This window comes from Hymenobacter sp. UYAg731 (assembly GCF_054061335.1).
Window position 1 is genome coordinate 658,164 of record NZ_JBSSEC010000004.1, and the last position, 19,833, is coordinate 677,996.

General features: G+C 61.3%; 20 protein-coding genes. 6 read left to right on the forward strand and 14 right to left on the reverse strand.

Features of this window, described 5'->3' with window-relative positions:
• Nucleotides 1–60: 60 nt before the first annotated feature.
• The 3 genes from ACVWYF_RS14920 to ACVWYF_RS14930 all read right to left on the reverse strand — a co-directional run bounded on the left by ACVWYF_RS14920 (nt 61) and on the right by ACVWYF_RS14930 (nt 2,380).
• Complete coding sequence (locus ACVWYF_RS14920; RefSeq protein WP_457069355.1) at nt 61–828, reverse strand: DUF4097 family beta strand repeat-containing protein; 768 nt, start codon at nt 826–828, stop codon at nt 61–63.
• A 150-nt stretch (nt 829–978) separates the two neighbouring features.
• A complete protein-coding gene (locus ACVWYF_RS14925) occupies nt 979–1,827 on the reverse strand; it encodes a zf-HC2 domain-containing protein (protein WP_457069357.1) in 849 nt (282 codons plus the stop codon).
• 4 nt (nt 1,828–1,831) lie between these two features.
• Nucleotides 1,832–2,380, reverse strand: a complete 549-nt coding sequence (locus ACVWYF_RS14930) for an RNA polymerase sigma factor (RefSeq protein WP_457069359.1) — start codon at nt 2,378–2,380, stop codon at nt 1,832–1,834.
• A gap of 180 nt (nt 2,381–2,560) precedes the next feature.
• Between ACVWYF_RS14930 and ACVWYF_RS14935 the strand changes: the two genes are divergently transcribed.
• Entirely contained in the window at nt 2,561–5,335 is a 2,775-nt protein-coding gene (locus ACVWYF_RS14935; protein WP_457069361.1) for a choice-of-anchor I family protein, read from the forward strand.
• 93 nt (nt 5,336–5,428) lie between these two features.
• Here the strand turns inward: ACVWYF_RS14935 and ACVWYF_RS14940 are convergent, their stop codons facing one another.
• From ACVWYF_RS14940 to ACVWYF_RS14955, 4 genes are read right to left on the reverse strand one after another with little or no spacing between them, the layout of a single operon-like run.
• Nucleotides 5,429–6,295 carry a DUF4097 family beta strand repeat-containing protein gene (locus ACVWYF_RS14940; RefSeq protein WP_457069363.1) on the reverse strand — a complete coding sequence of 289 codons (867 nt, stop codon included), beginning with the start codon at nt 6,293–6,295 and terminating at the stop codon, nt 5,429–5,431.
• A gap of 21 nt (nt 6,296–6,316) precedes the next feature.
• Complete coding sequence (locus ACVWYF_RS14945; RefSeq protein ID WP_457069364.1) at nt 6,317–7,198, reverse strand: hypothetical protein; 882 nt, start codon at nt 7,196–7,198, stop codon at nt 6,317–6,319.
• On the reverse strand, nt 7,146–8,081 hold the full coding sequence (locus ACVWYF_RS14950; RefSeq protein WP_457069366.1) for a zf-HC2 domain-containing protein: 936 nt from the start codon (nt 8,079–8,081) through the stop codon (nt 7,146–7,148). The genes ACVWYF_RS14945 and ACVWYF_RS14950 overlap by 53 nt, the downstream gene beginning before the upstream one ends.
• Nucleotides 8,071–8,622, reverse strand: a complete 552-nt coding sequence (locus ACVWYF_RS14955; RefSeq protein WP_457069368.1) for an RNA polymerase sigma factor — start codon at nt 8,620–8,622, stop codon at nt 8,071–8,073. The genes ACVWYF_RS14950 and ACVWYF_RS14955 overlap by 11 nt, the downstream gene beginning before the upstream one ends.
• A 295-nt stretch (nt 8,623–8,917) precedes the next feature.
• On the opposite strand from ACVWYF_RS14955, the gene ACVWYF_RS14960 reads away from it, so the two are divergent.
• Complete coding sequence (locus ACVWYF_RS14960) at nt 8,918–9,262, forward strand: hypothetical protein (RefSeq protein ID WP_457069370.1); 345 nt, start codon at nt 8,918–8,920, stop codon at nt 9,260–9,262.
• A gap of 90 nt (nt 9,263–9,352) precedes the next feature.
• The gene (locus ACVWYF_RS14965) at nt 9,353–9,766 is read left to right on the forward strand and encodes a hypothetical protein (protein ID WP_457069372.1); all 414 of its coding nucleotides are present in this window, start codon (nt 9,353–9,355) and stop codon (nt 9,764–9,766) included.
• 74 nt (nt 9,767–9,840) lie between these two features.
• On the opposite strand, the gene ACVWYF_RS14970 is transcribed toward ACVWYF_RS14965, so the two are convergent.
• From ACVWYF_RS14970 to ACVWYF_RS14990, 5 genes are all read right to left on the reverse strand, one after another.
• The gene (locus ACVWYF_RS14970) at nt 9,841–10,191 is read right to left on the reverse strand and encodes a hypothetical protein (RefSeq protein WP_457069374.1); all 351 of its coding nucleotides are present in this window, start codon (nt 10,189–10,191) and stop codon (nt 9,841–9,843) included.
• Between the two features lie 65 nt (nt 10,192–10,256).
• The gene (gene uvsE, locus ACVWYF_RS14975; RefSeq protein WP_457069376.1) at nt 10,257–11,228 is read right to left on the reverse strand and encodes a UV DNA damage repair endonuclease UvsE; all 972 of its coding nucleotides are present in this window, start codon (nt 11,226–11,228) and stop codon (nt 10,257–10,259) included.
• A 120-nt stretch (nt 11,229–11,348) separates the two neighbouring features.
• Nucleotides 11,349–12,023: a carboxypeptidase-like regulatory domain-containing protein gene (locus ACVWYF_RS14980; RefSeq protein ID WP_457069378.1), complete on the reverse strand. Its 675-nt coding sequence runs from the start codon at nt 12,021–12,023 to the stop codon at nt 11,349–11,351.
• A gap of 140 nt (nt 12,024–12,163) precedes the next feature.
• On the reverse strand, nt 12,164–12,823 hold the full coding sequence (locus tag ACVWYF_RS14985) for a hypothetical protein (RefSeq protein WP_457069380.1): 660 nt from the start codon (nt 12,821–12,823) through the stop codon (nt 12,164–12,166).
• Nucleotides 12,824–13,055: 232 nt separating this feature from the next.
• A complete protein-coding gene (locus tag ACVWYF_RS14990) occupies nt 13,056–14,282 on the reverse strand; it encodes a metallophosphoesterase (protein ID WP_457069382.1) in 1,227 nt (408 codons plus the stop codon).
• A gap of 138 nt (nt 14,283–14,420) precedes the next feature.
• On the opposite strand from ACVWYF_RS14990, the gene radC reads away from it, so the two are divergent.
• Both radC and ACVWYF_RS15000 read left to right on the forward strand, forming a co-directional pair.
• Nucleotides 14,421–15,164: a RadC family protein gene (gene radC, locus ACVWYF_RS14995; protein ID WP_457069384.1), complete on the forward strand. Its 744-nt coding sequence runs from the start codon at nt 14,421–14,423 to the stop codon at nt 15,162–15,164.
• Between the two features lie 10 nt (nt 15,165–15,174).
• Nucleotides 15,175–15,786 carry a DUF1684 domain-containing protein gene (locus ACVWYF_RS15000; RefSeq protein ID WP_457069386.1) on the forward strand — a complete coding sequence of 204 codons (612 nt, stop codon included), beginning with the start codon at nt 15,175–15,177 and terminating at the stop codon, nt 15,784–15,786.
• Here the strand turns inward: ACVWYF_RS15000 and ACVWYF_RS15005 are convergent.
• Both ACVWYF_RS15005 and ACVWYF_RS15010 read right to left on the reverse strand, forming a co-directional pair.
• A complete protein-coding gene (locus ACVWYF_RS15005) occupies nt 15,783–16,526 on the reverse strand; it encodes a ferredoxin reductase (protein WP_457069388.1) in 744 nt (247 codons plus the stop codon). The two genes, ACVWYF_RS15000 and ACVWYF_RS15005, sit on opposite strands and share 4 nt — an antisense overlap.
• Nucleotides 16,523–17,170, reverse strand: coding sequence for a sulfite oxidase-like oxidoreductase (locus tag ACVWYF_RS15010; protein WP_457069390.1), 648 nt, complete (start codon nt 17,168–17,170; stop codon nt 16,523–16,525). Before ACVWYF_RS15010 ends, ACVWYF_RS15005 begins: the two co-directional genes overlap by 4 nt.
• 206 nt (nt 17,171–17,376) lie before the next feature.
• Between ACVWYF_RS15010 and pheT the strand changes: the two genes are divergently transcribed.
• Nucleotides 17,377–19,812, forward strand: coding sequence for a phenylalanine--tRNA ligase subunit beta (gene pheT / locus ACVWYF_RS15015; RefSeq protein ID WP_457069392.1), 2,436 nt, complete (start codon nt 17,377–17,379; stop codon nt 19,810–19,812).
• Nucleotides 19,813–19,833 lie beyond the last annotated feature (21 nt).

The window sequence follows — 19,833 nt, forward strand, 5'->3', positions numbered from 1 at the left end:
CCGCGCAGCCGAAGCATGACGGCCTGGGTGACGTTCTGGATGACGTTCTATCCGGCTGTTCTACTTCGCCTTCCGCACGTAGACATCGCCGCTCACCGTTTTGAATGACAACGTATTACCGCCGCCATTAATATTACCATCCACCACCTGGCCGCCGATGTGGTTCATGTTGTCCTGGCCTTTAATGTTCATATCGAAATCGGTATAGATTTCGCCCGAAATGGAGCGCAGACGCACGGTGGCTTTCGTGTTGGTGGGCATGCTCACGTCCACATCGCCGCTCACGGTGGAGATGGAAGTGGGGCCCTGGCGCATGGGCGCGAAACGCACCTGAATGTCGCCGCTCACGGTGTTGGCCACCACGGGGCCGGCCACGTTTTTCAGGTTGATATCGCCACTGGTCATGCTCACTTCGATGTCGCCGTTCAAGTCGCGCATCACCAGGTCGCCGCTGCCGTTCCAGCCGGCCTGCTTGTACTGCACCGAGGCGTTGCGTGGTACCCGAATGAGGTAGCTGGCTTCCTTGCGCGAGGCCCGCGAGATGCGTACCACATTGTCCTGCTGGCTCACGGAAAGGCCGATTTTGGTATTGTCCACCGCCGAGTTATAAATGGGGTGTAGGCCCTCGGCCCGCTTGGGCGGCTCTTCAAAGCCGTCGCCTTTTATCACCAGCTCGTTGCCGTCGATGCCTTCCACCATCACGTCGCAGCCCTGCATGTCGATGACGACTTTCGGGTCTTTAGCGTTGAGCTTGGCACGGAATTCCTGGGCGTGGCCGGACTGGGTAAGTAAGAGGCCCGAGAAGGCGAGTAATAGGAGCTTATTCATGGTATTTGAGGGGGATAATCAGAAATGAAAGGCAATGTGGCTGTAGGGCGCGGGGCTTGTCCCTGCCCGTTGTGGCACGTATTGCGGTTGAGTCGTTCTGGTGGCGGGCGGTGACAAGCCCCGCGCCCTACACCGAACAATGGGAATTATTTAAATCAGTTTGCCGATGCCGGCTTCGGCCTGCGCCCGCACCACGGGCAGGGCATCGGCCTTTTTGGCGAGGCGCTGGAGCTGGGGCACGGCGCGGTGTACGCGCAGCGATACCACCATGTCAATCAGCGCAATCTGTACGTTGGGGTCGGTTTGGATGGGCAGCGAGTTGGCCAGTCCTTCGCGCACGCCGGGGGCATCGCGGAGGCGGTAGAGGGCTTCGCAGGCCGCGAGGCGCACGTTGGGATTGGGGTCGAAATTGAGGGTGTTGAGCAGCACCTGCACCGTGGCATCGTCGGGGGCGGCGGCGGGTTTGGTGGAGTTGGTCACCAGTTGAATCCGGTCGCTGGCCGACACGGGGCGGCCGTTGTCGTTGGTCAGCGCGTTGGCCAGGGTGGTGGGCGCATTTTTATCAGTGGTGGTTGCCACGCTGTTGGCATTGCCGCCCCAGTGCAGGTTGCGGCCGAGTAACACGCCGGCGGCAATCAGAACGATGCTGGCGGCGATGCGCAGCCAATTATTGGCGAGCGCCGTGGGCCACATCAAAACCACTTTAGCGTCAGGCTGCACCGGTGTGGGCGCAACGGCGGCGTCAGGGTTAAGGAGCTGCTTTTGCTGCTCAAGCATGGCCATGAAGTTGGCACGCAGGGCTGTGCGGGGCACTTCGGGCAGGGCCGCGTCCAGGTCATCGGAGAGGGCGCGGAGCTGGGTTACCTGCAATTGGCAATTGGGGCAGGTGGGCAGGTGGGCGGCCACGCGCTCGGCCTCGGCGGCCGGCAGGCTGCGCTCGACGTAGGCCGGCAGCAGGGCTTCGAGCTCATGGCAGGCAGAAAGTTCGGGCGTTTTCATAGAATTAATTGGCGAAATAGACTTTGCGCAACGCTTGCAGGGCACGGTGCGCTTTCACGCGGGCGGCTTCGGCGGTGCAGCCCAGCAGCTTCCCGATTTCCTCGTAGCCAAACCCCTGGAAGCGGTTCAGAACCAGAATTTCGCGCTGCGGCACGGGCAGCATGTTGAGGGCTTCGTGCAGGTCGTCGTGGTGGTTGTTCACCCGCATTTGGGAGAAGGCCGCGCCGCTTAGGCCGCCGGTGCGCTCCACTTCGTCCACGTCCACATCGGCGGCGCGCAGCTTTTGTTGGCGCTGCCAATAATCGGCGTGGACGTTGCGGGCCATCTGGTACACCCAGGCCTTGAAGGGCTGGGTGGGCTGGTAGCTGCCACGGTACTTTAGGATGCGCTCGAACACGGTTTGGGTGAGGTCTTCGCTGGTTTCGCGGTCGTTGGTGAGGCGGGTGAGGTAGTTGAACAAGGGCCCGTGGTAGCGCTCGAACAGCGGCACCAGCTGGTCAAGGTCGTCGGCCCGGACGGCGGCCATCAATGCTTCGTCGCTCGTGGTTTCCACGGAAGGTGTTTAGGAGTTGGAATGAAGGGAGTACCCGGAGTTGGGCCAGACGTTACAGCGGCTCCGAAAAAAATATTGACCAGCCCACAAACGGGCGTTTTTGATTCGGTAACAGCCTTGTAATGTTGAGGTAACAGGAGGCGGATAGTTTTGAGCTTTTATTCATCTGGTCTTCACTCTATGTATTTGAAAGCTTACTTTTCCCGTTTTTCAACTGCGTTAGCAATAGCCGTGGGTGCGGCCGGCACTGCGGCCCAGGCCCAGACAGTGGCTCAAAGCTTCGAAGGTAGCGCCGCCGATACCTGGAGCTACACGCCCACGCCCGCCACCTACAACGACCTCGCCGCCACCGACCAGTGGGCGGTACTCACCACCATCGGTACCGCTGGCACGGGTATCACCGTCACTACGCCTTCGGCCGGGACTAACTTGTGGGGCGGGCGTGACTTGGAAGGCCCGCTCACCAACAACCTGAGCATCTGGCACTACCTGGATTTTGCGCCCGTGGCCATTCAGACCGGCAGCACGGCCGCCAATATGGTCACCTTCAAGTATAACAGCACCGCGTTCGACACGCCCGATTCGCTGGCCTACGTGGTGCTGTTCGACAACGGCAGCACCTGGCCCGTGCCGCGCACCTACACGCAGCTCAACAAAAACACCCTGGCCTGGACCGTCGTAACAGTGCCTGTGCCCGCCGGCAGCACCCACGCCCGCCTACGCCTGGCCGTGCGCCAGAACGGCAACGACGACTGGGTGGCGTTCGATGAAATCAGCCTCGGTCGCACCGCTGCCGTGGTAGTGCCAGATTTAGGTTTTACCGGCAGCACCACGCCCATCATCGTGGCGGAAAATGCTGGCACCGTGGCCATTCCGCTCAGCATTCGCAATGCCAACGCTACGGCTAGCACCGTGCAGGCCATCGTGGCCCCGCTGGGAACAGCCACGGCGGGCGCTGATTTTACCTTCGCCACCACTCAAACCATCACCTTCGCGCCGGGCAGCACCACCGCCACGCTCACGCTGCCCATCACGGATGATGCCACGGCCGAGCCTGCCGAATACTTCACCGTGCGCCTTCAAAATCCCACTAACGCCACGCTCACGGCCGGGGCCACCGAGTTTCTGGTGTTCATCAAAGACAACGATACTCAGGCCCCGGCCCGCACCGGCAACCTGGACCTGAACCTGCTGGGCAGCTACCAGAACGGCGCGAGCGGCACCAATTCGGCCGAAATCATTGCCCACGACCCCACCACGCAGCGCTTGTACGTGGCCAATTCTATTGGTGGCAAGCTCGATATTCTGAATTTCAGCACGCCTGGCGCGCTCACGTCGGTAGCGTCCATCAGCATGGCCCCGTATGGCGGCATCAACTCAGTAGCGGTGCGCAACGGCCTGGTGGCCTGCGCCGTGGAAAATACCAACCCGCAGCTCGATGGCAGCATCGTTTTCTTCGACCAGAACGGCACCTTCCTCAAGCAGGTAACGGCCGGCGCGATGCCCGACATGATAACCTTCTCGCCCGACGGCCTGAAAGTCATTACCGCCAACGAAGGCGAGCCCAACACAGCTTACACGACGGACCCGCTCGGCTCGGTATCGGTGGTAAACATTCCTACTTCCGCAAACGGTGGCATCGCGGCGCTGACCCAGGCCAACGTGACTACGCTGGATTTCAGCGCCTACAACAGCCAAGCCGCCGCATTGCGCACGTCCGGCATCCGCATCTACGGTGGCCCGGCCGGCACGCCCAGCAGCGTGGCGCAGGATTTGGAGCCGGAGTACGTGGCCGTGTCGGCCGATTCGCAAACGGCCTTCATCGGCTTACAGGAAAACAATGCCATTGCCACGCTGAACCTCGCCACGCTGCAGTTCACGGCCCTGCGCCCCATCGGCTACCAGGACCACAGCCAGCCTGGCTTTAGCCTCGATGCCTCCGACCAGGCCGCCGACGTGCTGCTGGCCAACTGGCCCATCCGGGGCATGCGCCAGCCCGATGCCATTGCGTCGTTTGAGCTGCCGGCCGCGCTGGGCGGGGGCCGCTACCTCATCACGGCCAACGAGGGCGATGCCCGCGAATACACCGGCATGAACGAGATAAACCGCCTGGGTGATGCGGCTTACGTGCTCGACCCCACGGCTTTCCCGCAGGCTGCGATACTAAAAAACGCCAGCGCCCTGGGCCGCCTCAACGTGACCAACAAGCTGGGCGACACGGATGGCGACGGCGACTTCGACCAGATTTATGCCTTTGGCGGCCGCTCGTTCAGCATTCTCAACGCCGGCACCGGCGCGCTGGTGCACGACAGCGGCGACCTGCTCGAACGCCTGACCAGCACCGATGCCACGTTTGGCAGCATCTTCAACGCCAGCAACACCACCGGCAACCCCGTCCGAAAAAACCGCTCCGACGACAAAGGCCCCGAGCCCGAAGGCACCACCATCGGCATGATTCGCGACACCGTGTACGCCTTCGTGAGCCTGGAGCGCCAGGGCGGCGTGCTGATTCTGAACGTGAACGACCCCGCTAACCCACGCCTCGTGCAGTACATCAACAACCGCAGCCTGACCACCGGCGCGGGCGACGAAGGCCCCGAGGGCATTGTGTTCATATCGGCCGCCAACAGCCCCACCGGCGCGCCCCTGCTGCTGCTGGCCAACGAAGTAAGCAGCACCGTAGCCGTGTACCAGCTTGGCCTGCGCGGCGTAGTGACCGCCGCCAAAAATAGCTTCACTGCCCCCGCCGCCCTCTATTGCTACCCCAACCCCGCTGCATCCGAAGCAGCCGTGCGCCTCAGCCGTCCCGTGGCAGGCACTCTGCTCGATGGCCTGGGTCGCGCCGTGCGCCAGTTGCCCACAGCCACCGATAAGCTCGACGTGCGCGGCCTGCCCGCCGGCCTTTACCTGCTGCGCGCTACTGACGGCGCCACGAGCCGCCTGGTGGTGCGGTAGCAGGTCATTGTAAACCGAATGGAAAAGAACGGGCCGCCTGAGTGTACACTCAGCCGGCCCGTTCTTTTCTGCGCATTAATCCAGTGCCCTCTCCTACTTCGCTTTCCGCAGGAAAATGTCGCCGTTGAATGTTTTCAGCATTACCTCGGGGCCGCCCCCGTTCACTTTGCCGTAGGTCCAGTCGTCGGTACTGAGGCGGGAGAGGCCATTTTGGGTGGTGCGGGTCACTTTGGCCGCGCCTTTGTCCACGGCCACGTCGAAGTCGCTGTACACGTCGCCGCGCTCCGATTTCATCTTGAGCGCCGCTTTGATGGAGCTCGGAAACGTCACGTCCACCTTGCCGTTGAGGGTGGAAAAGGCCATGGGCGCACCCGCCGTCACGCTTTTAAATACGACAATCAGGTTACCATTGACCGTGTTGGCTACCACCGAGCCGGCCACCTGGTTGAGTTGAATGGTCCCATTAACGTTGGTTATTTCCAGCTCGCCGGTCACATTGTCGACGGTGATATCGCCATTATTGACGGTGCTGAGCTTGAGCGAAAAATTCTGCGGCACCTTGATGGTCAAGTCGACGGGGTGCTTGTAGGAATCGGTGGTAATTTCAATTTGGTTATTCTTTTCCTCGGCCGTCAGGTTGAGGCTGTTGGCGGCGGAGAGGCGCTTCATGCCATTGGTTTCGGCTTTGCTGGTGGGGTGCCGGTCACCCTGACGGGCGCGGGCCACAGCGTCAATCACCACATCCTTGCCGCCGTAGCCGGCTACGTGAATGGAGCCGTTCACGAGGCTCAGCTCCAGCGAGCCGGGCTTGCCGGGGGCGCTCAGGGCCACGGTGAGCTGTTCTTTTGCGTCTTTTTCGGTATCCTGCGCGTGGCCGGGCCGTGCGCTGCCGAGCAGCAACAGGCTCAGAACGAGAAGCTGCGAAAGTCGTTGCGGAAACAATTGGAATGAAGTATTCATCGAAAATTATTGATTGGATAGTTAAAGTTTGGTGACCGTCACGTCGCCGTTCAGGGTTTCAAAATGCAGGTCCGGGCCGCCTTTGCCGATGCGGACGGCCGTGTCCTTGCTCAGCTTGTACACCGTGCCGCCACCACGGCCTTCCCGGTTTTTGGTGACCTGCACCGGCAGCATTTCGGCATTGGGAAAATCGGTATAAAACTCGCCGTGCATGCTTTTGAAGTGCATATCAGCCACAAAACTGGCCGGGTATTTCACCCGAATCTGGCCATTGATGGTGTGGTACGAGGACGCGCCGGGCGGATTGGCCGCGTAGCTGGCGTCCACGTTGCCGTTCACGGTGCGGGCTTCGGTGCTGCCCTTCACGTTGGCCAGCGTGATGGGGCCATTCACGTTGAAAATATGCAGCGGGCCGGTCACGTCCTGCACCTTTACGTCGCCATGGTTGATGGTCGAAACCCGCACATTGAGTTGATAAGGCACTTTCACCACGAAGTCGAAATCGTAGCGGTAGTTGATTTCCTTACGGTCCCAGCCGCGACGGTCGTTGTTGTGGGGCCGCGAGTCGTAGGGGCCGGTCAGGTACACCACCACGCTGTCGCCGTGCTGCGTGAATCCCAGCTGCGCTTCCGCTTTGCCAGTTTCCAGTGTTTTGGCGTCGTCGGCCGTGATGGTTTTGGTGGCTTCCACCAGCACCTTGCTGCCGGCGTAGCCCTGCACCGTCACTGAGCCATTGATGTTGTACAGGGCCAGCGTGCTGCGTCCGGCCTCGGCCGTGAGCGTGAATTCTTTGGTAATCTGCTCTTTGAATTGCGGGCGCAGGCTGGCCTGGGCCTGGCAGGCGGTGCCGCTACACAGCAAGAGCAGCGCGGGCAGGCTGGGGAGAAAGTTGGGTCTGGTCATGGCGTTGAGGGGTTGCGGGGGCGGCCGGCGGGCCGTCGCTCAGGGTTTGAATGCTTTGTTCGATTTTGCTTTTTACCATGTCGTCCAGGTTGGCCTGTTTCAGCAGCCGGCGCAGCGGCGGCACCGAGCGGCGCTCCTGGAGCTGCACCATGGCATCGGCCAGGGCGGCCTGCACCAGCGGCGAGTCCTGCCGGGCCAGGGCGTGTACCAGGCCCAGGCGCACGGTGGCATCATCCTGGGCCAGGGGCATGAGGGCCTCCAGAGTGGCCAGGCGCACGTTCACGTTGTCGTCCTGGTTGAGGGTGCTCAGCAGAGCATTCACGACCTTGGCATTAGGGTCGGGCAGCTCCTTGGTGTAGCCCACGGCCCGCAGGCGCTCGGTAGCCGAGGGGTTGTCGATGAGCGACAGCAGCATTACCTGGCGCATTTCGCCCACCTGGGCAGCCAGCGCGGCCAGTTGCTGCTGGTCGGCGGCGGCGGCAGTTTTGGAGCCGCTATTCAGCCAGTAGCCGCCCAACAGGCCCACGCCCAGAAGGCACAGGCTGTAGGCCAGCCGCAACGCCGGGCGCGGGATGGGCAAGGCCCGCAGCCACGCCCACAGGCCCCGGAGCGAATAATCAGGCGTGGTTTCTAACTCCTCTTTGAAGGAATCCAGCATGGCGTAAAACGCGGGCCGGGCCTGCGGGCCGGGCGCGGGCACGGGCACCTGGCCCAGCGTATGCCACACGCGCTCCACGGCTTGCAGCTCGTCGCGGCACTCGGCGCACCCGGCCAGGTGGGTGGCCAGGGCCTCGTGCTCGGGGCCCGACAGTTGCCGACTGAGGTAGTCGACCAGTTGCGCTTTGGTGTCTTCGCAGTTCATGGGCGAGGGGTCAGTTTTCAATGCGGAGGAATGTCGTTTTCAATTCGTTCATGGCGCGGTGTACGCGCACTTTCACGGCCCCTTCTGTGGTGCCCAGCACGCGGGCTATTTCGGCGTACTTAAGCTCCTGAAACCGGCTCAGGACCAGGATTTCGCGGTCTTCGGGCCGGAGGCGGTCCAGGGCCTGGTGCAGTTGGGCCACGTCCTGGGCCTGCTCCAGGCCGGCATCGGCGTGGGTGCCGCCGGCGAGGTGCTCGGCGACGTCGGCCACGTCGGTGTGGTGGACGGCGTGGCGATTTTTCTTCACGAAATCGGCCAGTACGTTGCGGGCCAGATGGTACATCCAGGTGCGAAACTCGCCGTCGCCGGTGAAGGTGTGGCGGTATTTCAGCATGCGGTAGAACACGGTTTGCACCAAGTCGTCGCAGCTGGCGGCCCGGCCCAGCATGTGGTAGAGGAAGCCAAACAGCGGCCGCTGGTAGCGCTCGAAGAGCAGGCCCATCCGGTCCACGTCGCCGGCTTTCACCCGCAGCATCAGCGCATTATCCGTTAGCAAGTCCAAGCTGATACAAGGGGTTTTTGAGGGTATTTGGATGTGGACACCGGTCCCGTTGCGGAAGGTTACAACCGGGAACCAACATTTTTCAGCGCCAACTAACAAACAGCCCAAATCGCACAAGTAATTTCACATCTAATTCTAGCCCTATTGCAATTGTAAACAGTTGAGCTTAAAATAATTGCCCGAATTATTTTGTAACCAAATCCACCCTCCGTCCCGTAAAGGCAGTATCACACAAATGGTGTTTTAGGTGCTTTATAGGCAGCGCCTTCTCACTCTCATCCTTTCAACTTGTATCATGAAAACCACCAAAATCCTTTTCGCCGCCCTCTTGACCTTTGGCATGAGTAACGCCGCCTTCGCTCAAACTACTACCAGTGGCACGATGGGCACCACCACGGGCTCAACGACCGGCACCATGGGTACCACAACCGGAACTACTACTGGTAGCACTACTTCAAGTGGCTCCATGACGTCGGGCACGATGGGCTCGACCACCGGCACGATGAACACCAGCACGAGCGGCTCTATGGGCACCACGTCCGGCACCACCTCGGGTAGCTCCACGTCGGGCCGGCGCATGAAAACCAAAGGCACCATGCCGAACGGTAAAGGCAAGATGAAAGGCAAGTCAACCATGTAGTAACTTTTTGCGGCTCAGCGCCGTAACAAATTGGCAGCCGGCTGTTTCTACCGAAGCAGCCGGCTTTTTTTGGCCCCTCTCCCCACCCTCATGAAATATTCTCTTTTGCTCGCCGGCCTGCTGTTTGCCGTCACGGCCCGGGCCCAGACCGTTCCCTTCGACCCTTCGGCCCCCGTGCGCGGCGGCAGCCAGGGCCAGACCACCGTGCCCCCCGTAAACCCTGCCCTCAACCAAAGCACCATTCAGGGGCCACCGGACATGCAGCGCACGCCCACCAACCGCGACGCCCAGCCCACCCGCCAGCTCGACGACCGGGGTTTCTCGCCCGCTGCCACCCCGGAACAGTCGCCCAATGCCGTGCCCGACATCCGCGAGCAGCCCATCAGGCGTGCCAACCGCCCGCGCCAGTCCACTGACGTAGTGCCCACCCGCTCGCGCCGTAGCAACAGCAGCAACATCGAGCAGAACACCGTGCCTACTTACAACCCTAACACGCCCAAGTAAAGCACGTTACCAAACGCAAATGCCCCGCCTGGTTAGTATCAGGCGGGGCATTTGCGTTACTGGAGGTGGCGCTATTACGCCTTTTTGGCGGCGTGGGCCAGCAGGTCGCCGCCGTGTTTGCGCAGCAGGTCGGCCAGCTCAGTGAGCGGCTTTTTCAGGTCGGCCGGGGCTTGGGCGCTGGCTTCGCTGGTCTGGTCACCCAGCATCGAGAGCGAGTTGCCGATGGCCGTGGCGCTCAGCGTACCGCTACTGAGCAACGACTGCAGGTTGCCGATTTCGCGGGCAATGTCCTGCAGGCCGGGCTCGCCACTTTGCAGGAACTGGTGCTGCCAGGTTTCGGTATTGTCCATGGCCGAGCCCAGGGGCAGGCTGGTGAGACCATTGCGCAGGGCGCTGACGGTGGCGAGGAGGTGGTCGGAATTCATATTCGGGCAGGGAGAAAAAGGTGTTGGTTGAATTGAAACAGCGGGTTGGGCCGGGAGTTTGCCAGCTACCCCATCGTCTTGGTTACGCGCGGGGCTTTGGGCACGGCCGGTAGCGTGAGGGGTGGGCTGGGAACATCGGGCGCGGCGACGCTTAGGCCCAGCTCGCGCAGGATGGCCACGGCGCGCAGGGCGCTGGCTTCCTTGTTTTTTATTTCCAGCATCAGGTCGAAATCGAGGCCGTGCAGGTGGGTGAGAAACGTGCGGAATTGCGCATCTACGAGGTCGTTGGTGTGCTTGCCCTTGCGTTCGCCCACGGCCTGCGAACTGTAGTCCATCATGGGCACGCCGTCGGCGGTGGGGTGCCAGGTGGCGGCGGCCAGACGCAGGGCCTCGGCCATCGGCTCGCCGTGGTTGAGGCACTCGTGGTGGAAATTATCGAACAGGATGGGCACGCCGGTTAGCTGGTGCAGCGTCAGGCAGTCGCGCAGGGGAAACAGCCGGTCATCGTTTTCCACCACCACGCGGGCTTTCACGGCCGGCGGCAAAGTAGCATACACCGCCGCGAAGCGGCTAATGGCCAACTCCCGCTCCCCATACAGCCCGCCCACATGAATCTGGAGTTTAGCAGTACCATCAAGTCCCATCAAATCCAGCATCGAGCCCTGATACACCAGCTCCTGAATGCTGCGCTGCACGATGTCCGGGCTGGGCGAGTTCAGCACCACAAACTGGTCGGGGTGAAAGCTCACCCGCAGGCTATTGGCCCTGATGTAGTTGCCGATGGCCCGGAAATCAGCCGCGAAATGCGTCTGCCACGGAAACGCATTGATGGGGTGCGAGCCAAACGGCACGATGCTGGAGCCGATGCGGAAAAACAGCAGGCCCTGAGCCACGTTCCATTCCAGCATCCGGCGCAGGCAGGCTAGGTTGGCCGTCACGGCCGCAATCAGCCGTTCTTCCGAATACGAGGCCAGCCGGAACGTATTGCCCGAACTGCAATCCATCGCCTCGTTCACGCAGGGATACCCAATTTTCATATTCCGGCTTACGCGGAAAAACAGTCAGCAGTTATAGGGGCAGTTAATAGTTAAAGGTTAGGAGTTAAGAGTTGACAGAACGGCAACTCTTAACTCCTAACCTTTAACTATTAACTCTCCTTACGGCTGGTAACCTCGATTATCCTTAAAGGCCTTGTTGTATTCCGCTCGGGCTTTGCGGGCTTTTTCGGCGCGCAGCCCGGCTTCAATCTCCTCCATTTTGCGGCGCTGCTTGCCCTCGCGCGAGAACTGGTCGTAGAGCAGGCTCACGGGGCTGGCAATGGTGGGAATGGGCGCTTTGGGGGCCGTAGAATCGACGGCAAACAGGGGCTTGGGCTTGGGCGGGCGCTTGGCCCCACTCGCCACCGGCGGCGCGGGCCGCTTTATGTTGCGTAGCGCCCGATTGATGATGGCGCGGTCGGGCCGGTCGGCCACCACCTGCACTTCGCCCAGGCGCACGCTGTCGCGGGCCAGCTGAATGCGCACCACCAGCTGCGATAAGCCCGTGCCACCCAATGCCATACGCTGCGCCTTGTAGCCCAGGGCGCGGAACAGGACAGTATCCGTGGGCAGCGCATCAATGCTGAAATCGCCGGTGGTGGTGGTCACCACGCCGCGTTTTGTGCGCAGCACCTGCACCGTAGCCCCCGGGATGGGCAGCCGCGTTCGGGCTTCCGACACGCTGCCGCTCAGGCGCACCGTGGGAGCCAGCTGGGCCTGCGCCCGGCTGGCCAGCAGCCACAGCGCCAGCAGCAGGCCCAGCGCCCGGCCCAGCTTTGGCCAAATGGCCGGCACACAAGACTTTACTTCAAAAATCATTACTCCTTAAACGCAACGCAACCACAAAGTAGCAACCCAACGAGCCAAAAAAAGCCCGCACCGTTGCAGGTGCGGGCTTTTCGGCGATGATTTGGCCGATTGCATCGACCAAACCCTTAGTTTTTTACTTTGGTGCCATCGGCGTCTTTGGTTTTCATCTTGCCGTTTTCTTTCACCTTGATTTTGCTGCCATCTTCGGCTTTGGCCTTCATTTTCGACACGTCCGTGCCACTCGCCATGCCATTGTCGGTGGTGGTGGTGGTCGAGCTTTCTGTGGTGGTCATCGACGAAGCCGGGGCCATGGAACTCGACGTGGTGTCGCTCATCGACGACGAGTTATCGGACGAGTAGTTGCTGTCGTCGTAAGTCGTGCGGCTCGACTCGTAGGCCTGGTACTGGGTGGGGTCGGTGAATACCGACTTGAACTCGGTATCCTCGGCCATGTTGGCATCGCGCATGGCGGCGGCCATGCCGGTGGTGTCAGTGGTGTACTTGGTCCGCATCTCGTTCATGCGCTTGTAGCGGTTCACGTACACGGTGCGGATTTTGGTTTTCGTGGCCTCGTCCGTGATTTTCATGTTAGCCACCATTTTATCGGCGATTTGCTGGGCGCGGGCCTCAATCTGCGCATCCGTCAGCGGGGCCGAGGTCGTGGTGGTCGTCGTGGTGGTGGTGCCGTCGGTGGGCACGGTGGTCACCTCGGTGGTTTTTTCCTGCGAGCAGGAAGCCAAAGAAAGGGCGGCAGCGCCGGCGAGAATCAACAGGGAATTTTTCATGAATTCAGAAAAGGGAGGTTAAAAAGCAAACCAAAAATGGTTTGGGGGCGCTTTACGGCAATGGTGCCGTGGATGTTACCTCGACCGATAATTCGCCGTGACGAAGAACGTCATGCTGAGCGCAGCCGAAGCATCTCTACCGCGCAACTAATTTCCAATCGAAAGGAATAGTATGGCGGTAGAGATGCTTCGGCTGCGCTCAGCATGACCGTCTTTTCAAATCATATTACCTCTAAGCGCGGCGCAACTCAAATACCGTGATTTCCGGCAGGAAACCCACCCGGCCGGGGTAGCCCAAAAAGCCCAGGCCCACGTTCACGTACAGCTTCTGGCGGCCCTGCTCGTACAGGCCGGCCCACTGCTTGTACACGTATTTCACCGGGCTCCACTTCAAGAAGGGCAGGTTGACGCCGAACTGCATGCCGTGGGTGTGGCCGCTGAGGGTGAGGTCGATGTCAGGGTAGTTGAGCACCTGCGCTTCCCAGTGCGAAGGGTCGTGCGAGAGCAGGATTTTGAAGGGCGCGTCACCGCTGGCGGCATGGGCCTGGGCCAGGTTGCCGTGCTTGGGAAAGTTGGCGTGGCTGCTCCAGTTCTGTACGCCGAGCACTGCTATTTTATCACTGCCGCGCGTGATGGTGTGGCTGGTGTCGTTGAGCAGCGTCCAGCCGATTTTGGCGTGGTTCTGCATCAGGCGCTCCAGGTTGGCGCGCTTGTCAGCGGGGCTTTCCCAGGCCACGTAGTCGCCGTAGTCATGGTTGCCGAGGCTGGAGAAGATGGGCAGCCCGGACCTGATGCCCGCGAGGGCCGGAATGTGCGGCTCCACCTCGGTGGCGCGGTTGTTCACCAGGTCGCCGGTCATCAAAATCAGGTCGGCTCCCTGCTGGTTTATCATAGCCACGGCCCGTTCCAGCGGTTCCGTCGAGTTGAAGCTGCCAGTGTGTAGGTCCGAAATCTGGAGCACTTTGAAGCCGTCGAACGCCGGCGGCAGGTTGGGGTAGCGCAGCGTCACGCGGCGCACCGTGTAGTCGGTGCCGCCCTTCACCATGCCCCACAGCAACGCAAAAAACGGGATGGCCCCGATGCCCAGCGCCACCTTGGCCAGGAACTCGCTGCGCGGAATAGCCGCCACCTCCGCGCCCGCTGGCCGGCTGGCCGAGCTCGCGGCCCAGCGCGCCAGCCGCGTGAGGTCTTCCAGCACCAGCGGAATAAACATGAACAGCTTGGCCCCCAGCAGCAGCACAGGCAGGCTCATGAGGTAGCTTTTGAGCTGAATATTCCCCGATTGCCGGGTTGAGCCGGCCCAGCCCGCAATCATCCAGCTACCCACCGTAAGCAGCCAGTACCCAATGGCCGCCGCCCGCCGCGCCCCCGGCGAGAGATGCTGCACCACCGTGCGTACTGCTTGATACCCATACCATTCGGCCAGTACCACCACGGCCAGCACCAACCATAAAACCAACGGATTTCGCATAAAAACCTTCTCTTCGGATTACGCCGCCGCGCACCAATGCAGCCACGGCCTCGGGGCTTAAACGCGCCCAGCCGGCTTTTGCTTTACATTTAATGCACTTTTTACATTCTACCGCTGCCCCGCCGCATGGAAACCACTGACCAGCTGCCCCAACTCGACGCCCCCTCCCCACCCTACGCCGCCCCTGCTGCTACCGGCATCAAGAGTTGGGCCGAGGACGACCGGCCCCGCGAAAAGCTGATGGCCAAAGGCCGCGCCGCCCTCTCCGATGCCGAGCTAATTGCCATTCTGCTGGGTTCCGGCACGGTGAAACTATCGGCCGTGGATGTGGGCAAGCTCATGCTGCAAGGCGTTGGCAACGACCTCAATGCCCTGGCCCGCGAGAGCGTGAAGCAGCTTTGCCGCCACCCCGGCATCGGTCCGGCCAAGGCCATTACCGTAGTGGCCGCGCTGGAACTGGGTCGCCGCCGCAAGGAAGCCGACGCCGCCCCGCGCACCACCATCACCTGCTCGCGCGACATCTATAATTTGATTCGCCCGAATCTGATGGACTTGCCGCACGAAGAATTCTGGGTAATTCTCCTCAACCGGGCCAACGTGGTGATGCGCAAAACCGCCATCAGCCGGGGCGGCGTGGCCGGCACCGTGGCCGACCCGAAAATGATTTTCAAGGAGGCCCTGGAGCAGCTGGCCAGCAGCATCATCCTAGTGCATAACCATCCCAGCGGCAACCGCAACCCCAGCGCCGCCGACATTCAACTCACCAAGAAACTAAAAGAAGCCGGCAATTTCCTGGATTTGCCCATTCTCGACCACCTCATTTATTCCGACCAGGGCTACTACAGCTTCGCCGATGAGGGGATGCTGTAAACTAAATAATATGATTAAGAAAATAGCCCTGGCCGCCGCCATTATCGGCATTATTCTCTATTCGTTGAACGACACCAAACCGAATAGCAGCGTCTATTTAGCGCAATTAAATAAATTTCGCAGCGAGAAAAACCACGCCTTCCGGCAATCGGAAGAATCGCCAATTTCGGCCGCGCAAAAGGCCCAATTCGATAGCCTGAAATACTACCCCGGCGATTTAACTTACGTGCCGCACGCCGATATTTCGCGCACCGAAAAGCCGGATACTACGCTTATTCAAATGAGCGATAATAAAGCCGAGAAATACCTGAATTGGGGATTGGTGAAATTCAATATTAATAATTCATCGCAGCAATTACGGGTTTATTTGAAAGCCAACGGCCGCGATTCCACGCTATTTATTCCCTTCACCGACCTCACCAACGGCCACGAAACCTACGGCGGCGGCCGCTACCTCGACGCGCCCATTCCCCGCCTGAATGAAACGGAAATCGAACTCGATTTCAACCGCGCCTACAATTCCTACTGCGCCTACAATAACGAGTACAGCTGCCCGGTGCCACCGGCCGAAAACCGGCTGCAAGTCGCCATTCCGGCCGGCGAGAAGTCGTTTCACGACTAACTCCCCGTCGGCCCAAACCGCTCCGTGCGAATATTTTCATCCTCTAGCCCCTGCGCTTGCAGCAGCGTGGCGGCACTTTCCACCAAACCAGTGGGGCCGCACACGTAGCACTGCGGCGGGCCGGGCAGGAGGGCCACGGCCTCGGCCAGCATGGCGGCATCGAGGCGGCGCTGGTAGCCCGACCAGCCGGCCGGCACCTGACGGGTGTAGGTGAGCAGCAGCGTGAACGTGGCATCAGCGGCGGCCAGCGCCTCCAGTTCCTGCCGATATATCACCTCTTCCGGCGTGCGGATGCTGAAAAGCAGCACGGCCGGATTGCGCAGCCCGGCGCGCTGGCGATGGCGCAGCATGGCCATGAGCGGCACTACGCCCGAGCCGCCGGCCACTAGCAGCAGCGGCGCAGCCGGCGGACCGGCGGGCCACACAAAGTAGCCGCCAATGGGGCCGCGCACTTCAAGTTGGTCGCCCACGGCCACGCCATCGAAGAGGTAGCCGGATACTTCGCCTTCGGCAATCAGCTCCACGGTCAGCTCAATTTCGCCGGTTTGGGCCGGGGGCGAGGCGATGGAATAGCTGCGCTCGGCTTGGTAGCCATCGGGAGCGGTGAGGCGCAGGTCGTAGTGCTGGCCGGCGCGGTGGGGCGTCCAGTTCGGCAGGCGCAACGTGAAGGTTTTGACGCGGGGCGTTTCGGGCCGGATGGCCGTGACGGTGGCCAGCTGCCAGTCCAGGAGCCGGCTCACAGGCGGAAGCTAGCGGTATCGGCGGGCGCGTCCTCGTCGTCGCTGCGGTAGCGCTCCTCTTTCCACGGGTCGCCGCGCATGCTGTAGCCATTGTCTTCCCAGAAGCCGGCTTCGTTCTCGGCCATGAAGCGCAGGCCCTGCGCCCACTTGGCGCTTTTCCAGAAGTAGAGGTGCGGCACCACCAGCCGGGCCGGGCCGCCGTGCTCGGCGGCCAGCGGCTTACCGTCGTATTCGAGGCCGATGAAAGCCTGCCCATCGCGTAAGTCAGCCAGCGGCAGGTTGGTGGTGTAGCCGCCATAGGAGAAGGCCATAACGAACTGCGCTTCGGGTTTGAGCTGGACGTGTTCGAGCAGCGTATCAAGGCTGACGCCGCGCCATTTGGTGTCGAATTTCGACCACTTCGTGACGCAGTGAATATCGGGGTTGAACGACTGCATTGGCAGGGCGTTGAACTCGTTCCAGCTCCACTGCATGGGATTTTCCACCAGGCCTTCGAGCCGAAACTCCCAGTTCACCAGCGGAATGCGCGGCGTGGGGCCGGCCGTAAGCACCGGAAAATCGGGGGTTTCGTACTGGCCGGGCGGCAGCTTATGGCCGCCATCGACGGGCCGTTTGGCGTGGAAGCCTTTGTTGACGAAGGGCATGAGCGGAAGGAAAAAGGTAAATGGAAGAGGTCACACGGACGTCATGCTTCGCTGCGCTCTACATAACGTTCGCTGGAGTTGGGACGCTCAAATCGGCCTCAAGCAAATATATGCCAGCACCTTCCAATTCGGTCATTTCACCCCGCCGTACCTTTGCCCCGTCGTCCGTGGCCTGACATTGGACAACCAACAACTGACAACGACCCATGCGTATTTCCCTCGACTGGCTTAAAACCCTCATTCCTACCGACAAACCCGCCATTGAAATTGGCGCATTGCTCACCGGCTCGGGCCTGGAAGTGGAGAGCGCCGAGGAGCTGGAAAGCATTCCTGGCGGGCTGCGCGGCGTGGTGCTGGGCACCGTGCTCACCTGCGAACCGCACCCCGATGCCGACAAGCTCAGCCTGACCACCGTGGACGTGGGCGACGGCATCCCGCGCCAGATTGTGTGCGGCGCACCCAACGTGGCCGCCGGCCAGCGCGTAGTGGTGGCCCTGGAAGGCGCCACGCTTTATCCCGCACAGGGCGAGCCGTTCAAAATCAAGAAAAGCAAGATTCGCGGCGCAGCTTCCGAGGGCATGATTTGCGCCGAGGACGAAATCGGCCTGGGCCAGTCGCACGCCGGCATTATGGTGCTCGATACCGAGCTGCCCAACGGCACGCCTGCCGCCGACTATTTCGGCCTGGGCTCCGATACGGTGTACGAAATCGGCCTCACGCCTAACCGGGCCGATGCCGCCTCGCACTACGGCGTGGCCCGCGAACTGCGCGCCCTACTGCGCCAGCCCTGCCACCTGCCCGACGTGAGCGGATTCGTAGCGCCCACTTCGGCGGCGTCGAATATTAAGGTGACGATTGAAGATGTTGAGGCCAGCCCACGCTACGCTGGTTTGCTGATGGAGAATGTACACGTTGGCCCGTCGCCCGAGTGGCTGCAACGCCGTTTGCGCAGTATTGGCCTGAGCCCGATTAATAACGTCGTGGACGTGACCAATTTCGTGCTACACGAGCTGGGCCAGCCTCTCCACGCCTTCGATGCCGACCAGATTACGGGCGGACAGATTCGCGTGAAGCGCGCCGAGGCCGGCGAGAAATTCGTGACGCTGGATGGCGTTGAGCGCATGTTGAAAGCCGAAGATTTGGTGATTGCCGATGCCCACGGTGCGCCGATGGCGCTGGCCGGCGTGTTCGGCGGCAAGACCTCGGGCGTGAGCGAAAGCACCACCCGCGTGTTTCTGGAAAGTGCCTACTTCGGCCCCGCCGCCGTGCGTCGCACTTCGCAAACGCACCAGCTAAAAACCGACGCCTCATTCCGCTTCGAGCGCGGCACCGACCCAAATATGGTGCTGGTGGCCCTGAAACGGGCAGCGCTGCTGCTCCAGGAAGTGGCGGGCGCTATTGTGGCCGCGCCCATCGTGGACGAGTACCCTGCGCCCGTGCTGCCGGCCACCGTGCGTCTGCGCCTGCCCCGCGTGGAGCGGCTGGTGGGCCAGTACATCGCGCCCGAACGCATTCGCCAGATTCTGACGGATTTGGACATCGAAATCACCGAAGAGAACCCCGACTTGGGCGACCAGGATACCTGGACCCTGACCGTGCCGCCCCACAAAGTGGACGTGACCCGCGAGGCCGACGTGATTGAGGAAATCTTGCGCATCTACGGCTACAACAACGTGGAATTACGGCCGAATAACTCGGCCTCCTTCCTGGCCAAATTCCCGAACCCCGACCCCGAGGTGACGCGCGTGAAAATCGCCTCGCTACTCAGCGGCCAGGGCTTTTCGGAGATTCTCACCAACTCGCTCACCAACTCGCTCTACTTCGAGAAGGAAGGTGAAGCCAACCACGGGCTGGTGCGGATTCTGAACTACAACAGCGTTGATTTGAACGCGATGCGGCCCACGCTGCTGCACTCGGGCCTGGAGATTATCCGGCACAACATCAACCGCCGTCAGCGCGATTTGAAGATGTATGAATTCGGCAAAACCTACTCGCAGAACGAGAATGGCAAATACCAGGAAAAGAACAAGCTGGTGATTTACCTGACGGGCAACGCTGATGGCGAAACCTGGCAGCAGAAGTCGGAAAAGACGGCCTTCCACGACCTGGCCGGGGCGGTGCAGCAGGTGCTGGCTGCCCTGGGCTTCGGTGGCGCGGCTTCGCAGCCGGTGCAGCACGAGTACCTGGCCGGCGGCCTCGCCCTGCTTGTGCATAACCAGCCGGTGGCGCAGCTCGGGGCCGTAGCGGCTTCGGTGCTGAAGCGGCTCGATGTGACGCAGCCCGTGTGGTACGCGGAGTTGGATTGGGACGCGCTGAGCAAGAAATACAAGCCCACGCTGGTGGTCCGCGAGCTGTCGAAATTCCCGGAGGTGCGCCGCGATTTGAGCATCGTGGTGGACTCGGCCGTGACGTTCGACCAGCTCCAGCAGATTGCCCGGCGCACCGAGAAGAAGCTGCTGCAAAGCATCAACGTGTTCGATGTGTACGCCAGCGAGAACCTGGGCGCGGGCAAGAAGTCCTACTCGGTGAGCTTCACCCTACAGGATTTCAGCCAGACGCTCAGCGAGCAGGCCATCGACCAGGTGATGCAGAAGCTGATTCAGCAGTTTGAGAAGCAGGCGGGCGCGCTGATTCGGAAGTAAATCAGCCCGCTTACCTTTCGG

Excerpts from the sequence above, each read along its gene's own strand:
- ACVWYF_RS14920 (WP_457069355.1), bottom strand. The coding sequence starts at position 828 with ATGAATAAGCTCCTATTACTCGCCTTCTCGGGCCTCTTACTTACCCAG.
- ACVWYF_RS14925 (WP_457069357.1), bottom strand. The coding sequence starts at position 1,827 with ATGAAAACGCCCGAACTTTCTGCCTGCCATGAGCTCGAAGCCCTGCTG.
- ACVWYF_RS14935 (WP_457069361.1), top strand. The coding sequence starts at position 2,561 with ATGTATTTGAAAGCTTACTTTTCCCGTTTTTCAACTGCGTTAGCAATA.
- ACVWYF_RS14940 (WP_457069363.1), bottom strand. The coding sequence starts at position 6,295 with ATGAATACTTCATTCCAATTGTTTCCGCAACGACTTTCGCAGCTTCTC.
- ACVWYF_RS14945 (WP_457069364.1), bottom strand. The coding sequence starts at position 7,198 with ATGACCAGACCCAACTTTCTCCCCAGCCTGCCCGCGCTGCTCTTGCTG.
- ACVWYF_RS14960 (WP_457069370.1), top strand. The coding sequence starts at position 8,918 with ATGAAAACCACCAAAATCCTTTTCGCCGCCCTCTTGACCTTTGGCATG.
- ACVWYF_RS14965 (WP_457069372.1), top strand. The coding sequence starts at position 9,353 with ATGAAATATTCTCTTTTGCTCGCCGGCCTGCTGTTTGCCGTCACGGCC.
- ACVWYF_RS14970 (WP_457069374.1), bottom strand. The coding sequence starts at position 10,191 with ATGAATTCCGACCACCTCCTCGCCACCGTCAGCGCCCTGCGCAATGGT.
- uvsE (WP_457069376.1), bottom strand. The coding sequence starts at position 11,228 with ATGAAAATTGGGTATCCCTGCGTGAACGAGGCGATGGATTGCAGTTCG.
- ACVWYF_RS14985 (WP_457069380.1), bottom strand. The coding sequence starts at position 12,823 with ATGAAAAATTCCCTGTTGATTCTCGCCGGCGCTGCCGCCCTTTCTTTG.
- radC (WP_457069384.1), top strand. The coding sequence starts at position 14,421 with ATGGAAACCACTGACCAGCTGCCCCAACTCGACGCCCCCTCCCCACCC.
- ACVWYF_RS15000 (WP_457069386.1), top strand. The coding sequence starts at position 15,175 with ATGATTAAGAAAATAGCCCTGGCCGCCGCCATTATCGGCATTATTCTC.
- ACVWYF_RS15010 (WP_457069390.1), bottom strand. The coding sequence starts at position 17,170 with ATGCCCTTCGTCAACAAAGGCTTCCACGCCAAACGGCCCGTCGATGGC.
- pheT (WP_457069392.1), top strand. The coding sequence starts at position 17,377 with ATGCGTATTTCCCTCGACTGGCTTAAAACCCTCATTCCTACCGACAAA.